Origin of the sequence: Streptomyces sp. ActVer (assembly GCF_027270795.1) — a bacterium.
Lineage (GTDB): Bacteria > Actinomycetota > Actinomycetes > Streptomycetales > Streptomycetaceae > Streptomyces > Streptomyces umbrinus_A.
This window is the reverse complement of the sequence record NZ_JAPWHT010000805.1, coordinates 1-2,118: the sequence shown is the minus strand read 5'-3', so window position 1 is coordinate 2,118 and position 2,118 is coordinate 1. Positions and strand designations below refer to the sequence as shown.

1 protein-coding gene and 2 pseudogenes are annotated in these 2,118 nt (G+C 71.3%); 1 reads left to right on the top strand and 2 read right to left on the bottom strand.

Features of this window, described 5'->3' with window-relative positions; translation table 11 throughout:
* Window positions 1-226: 226 nt before the first annotated feature.
* Entirely contained in the window at window positions 227-1,624 is a 1,398-nt protein-coding gene (aspA, locus tag O3Q52_RS52265; protein WP_269655420.1) for an aspartate ammonia-lyase, read from the bottom strand.
* Between the two features lie 57 nt (window positions 1,625-1,681).
* Window positions 1,682-2,041, bottom strand: a pseudogene (locus O3Q52_RS52260) (asparaginase); the annotation flags it as partial.
* 1 nt (window position 2,042) lies between these two features.
* Between O3Q52_RS52260 and O3Q52_RS52255 the strand changes: the two are divergent.
* Window positions 2,043-2,118, top strand: a pseudogene (locus O3Q52_RS52255) (LLM class flavin-dependent oxidoreductase); the annotation flags it as partial.

Sequence of the window (2,118 nt, the reverse complement as noted above, 5' to 3'; positions counted from 1 at the left end):
CACGACCCCTTCGGCCGGAGGGCGGCTGCCGGAGGGTGGGGGCGGGCCCCTTCAGGGGCGCGGGGAACTGCGCGATCGGCCACGACGCACCCGCACCTACGCACCCGGCCTCGGCCACGTCTTCAAGGGGCGCGGGGAACGGCGCAATCTTGTGGCTTTCAGAGGCGCGGGGAACTGCGCGACCAGCCACGGATGCCCCGCACCCGGCAATGAACCCCCCGCCCCCTCAGCCCCGTTGGGAGCCCGCCAGGACCTCCGGGCGGAGCAGCGTCGCCAGGCGGTCCGCCGGGAGCAGGCCCTTTTCGAGGACCAGCTCGGCGACACCGCGCCCGGTCGCGAGGGCCTCCTTCGCGATGTCCGTCGCGGCCGAGTAGCCGATGTGGGGGTTGAGCGCGGTCACCAGGCCGATGGAGTTCTCCACAGTCACCCGCAACGCCTCCGTGTTCGCCGTGATCCCGGAGACGCACCGCTCGGCCAGCGTCATGCAGGCCGCCCGCAGATGCGTCAGGCTCTCGGACAGCGAGTGCAGGATGATCGGCTCGAAGGCGTTCAGCTGCAGCTGCCCGGCCTCCGCCGCCATGGTGATGGTCACGTCGTTGCCGATCACCTCGAAGGCGACCTGGTTGACGACCTCGGGAATCACCGGATTCACCTTGCCGGGCATGATGCTCGAACCGGCCTGCACAGGCGGCAGGTTGATCTCGTTCAACCCGGCCCGCGGCCCCGACGACAGCAGCCGCAGGTCGTTGCAGCTCTTGGAGAGCTTGACCGCGATCCGCTTCAGAACTCCGGACATCTGGACGAACGCGCCGCAGTCCTGGGTCGCCTCGACCAGATTCGCCGCCGTGACGAGGGGCAGGCCGGTGATGTCCGCGAGGTGCCGGCGGGCCGCCTCGGCGTAACCGGCGGGCGCGTTCAGACCGGTACCGATCGCCGTCGCACCCAAGTTGATCTCGTGGATCAGCTCGACGGCCTCGGCGAGCCGGAGCCGGTCCTCGTCCAGCATCACCGCGTACGCCGAGAACTCCTGGCCGAGCGTCATCGGCACGGCGTCCTGCAACTGCGTACGCCCCATCTTCAGGACGTCGCGGAACTCCAACGCCTTGGCCGCGAAGGCGTCCTGCAGCACGGCCATCGCCTTCAGCAGCTCGCGCACCGCGAACACCGTGGCGACCTTGACGGCCGTCGGGTAGACGTCGTTGGTCGACTGCCCGAGGTTGACGTCCTCGTTCGGGTGCAGGAACTCGTACTCGCCCTTGGCGTGACCGAGGAGCTCCAACGCCCGGTTGGCGACCACCTCGTTGGCGTTCATGTTGGTCGAGGTGCCGGCCCCGCCCTGGATGACGTCCACGACGAACTGGTCGTGCAGCTTCCCGTCCCGGATCTCCCGGCAGGCCGCCACGATGGCGGCGGCCTTGCGGGGCTCCAGCAGCCCGAGGTCCTCGTTGGCGCGGGCGGCGGCCTCCTTGACGGCGGCGAGCGCCTCGATCAGGTGCGGGTACGCGGAGATCGGCATCCCCGTGATGGGGAAGTTCTCCCTGGCACGCAGGGAGTGGACCCCCCAGTACGCCTCGGCGGGGACGTCACGGTCGCCGAGCAGGTCGTGCTCACTGCGGACGGTCATGTCGGTGCGGCTCTTCCTTCTGGAGAGGGTGGGGCGAGGCTGTGCACGTCCGGCGGATCAGGGCGCCTGAGACTCCGCGAGCGGATCCAGTGCCCGTGCCGGACGGATGTTTCCGACCACCGCGCCGCCGCCGAGGAGCGGCGCCCCGGCGAACTCGGTGAGCGCGGCCGGGTCGACTCCGGAGCGGGCGAGTGCCGCCGCGGTGACCGGGATGCGGGCCCGGTCGGCGCCGTCCGCGATCTTCACGGCGACGGCCCGGCCGTCGGGGAGCGCGGCGACCTGTACGCCCTCGAAGCCGTCCTTGGTGAGCAGGCCCGGTACGGCCCGCATCAGCACGGCGACGTCGCGGCCGGTGCCGGACGCCATCTCGGCGTGCTCGCGCATCGCGTCGGCGACGCGTGCCTCGGGGGTGCCGGGCCGTTCCCCCACCACGACCGCGATGCACGCGCTCACGCTCGACCACCTCTCGGGCGGACGCGTGATGCTCGGCCTCG

Bases quoted from the DNA above. Each gene is read 5' to 3' on its own strand.
- aspA (WP_269655420.1), bottom strand. From the start codon at position 1,624: ATGACCGTCCGCAGTGAGCACGACCTGCTCGGCGACCGTGACGTCCCC.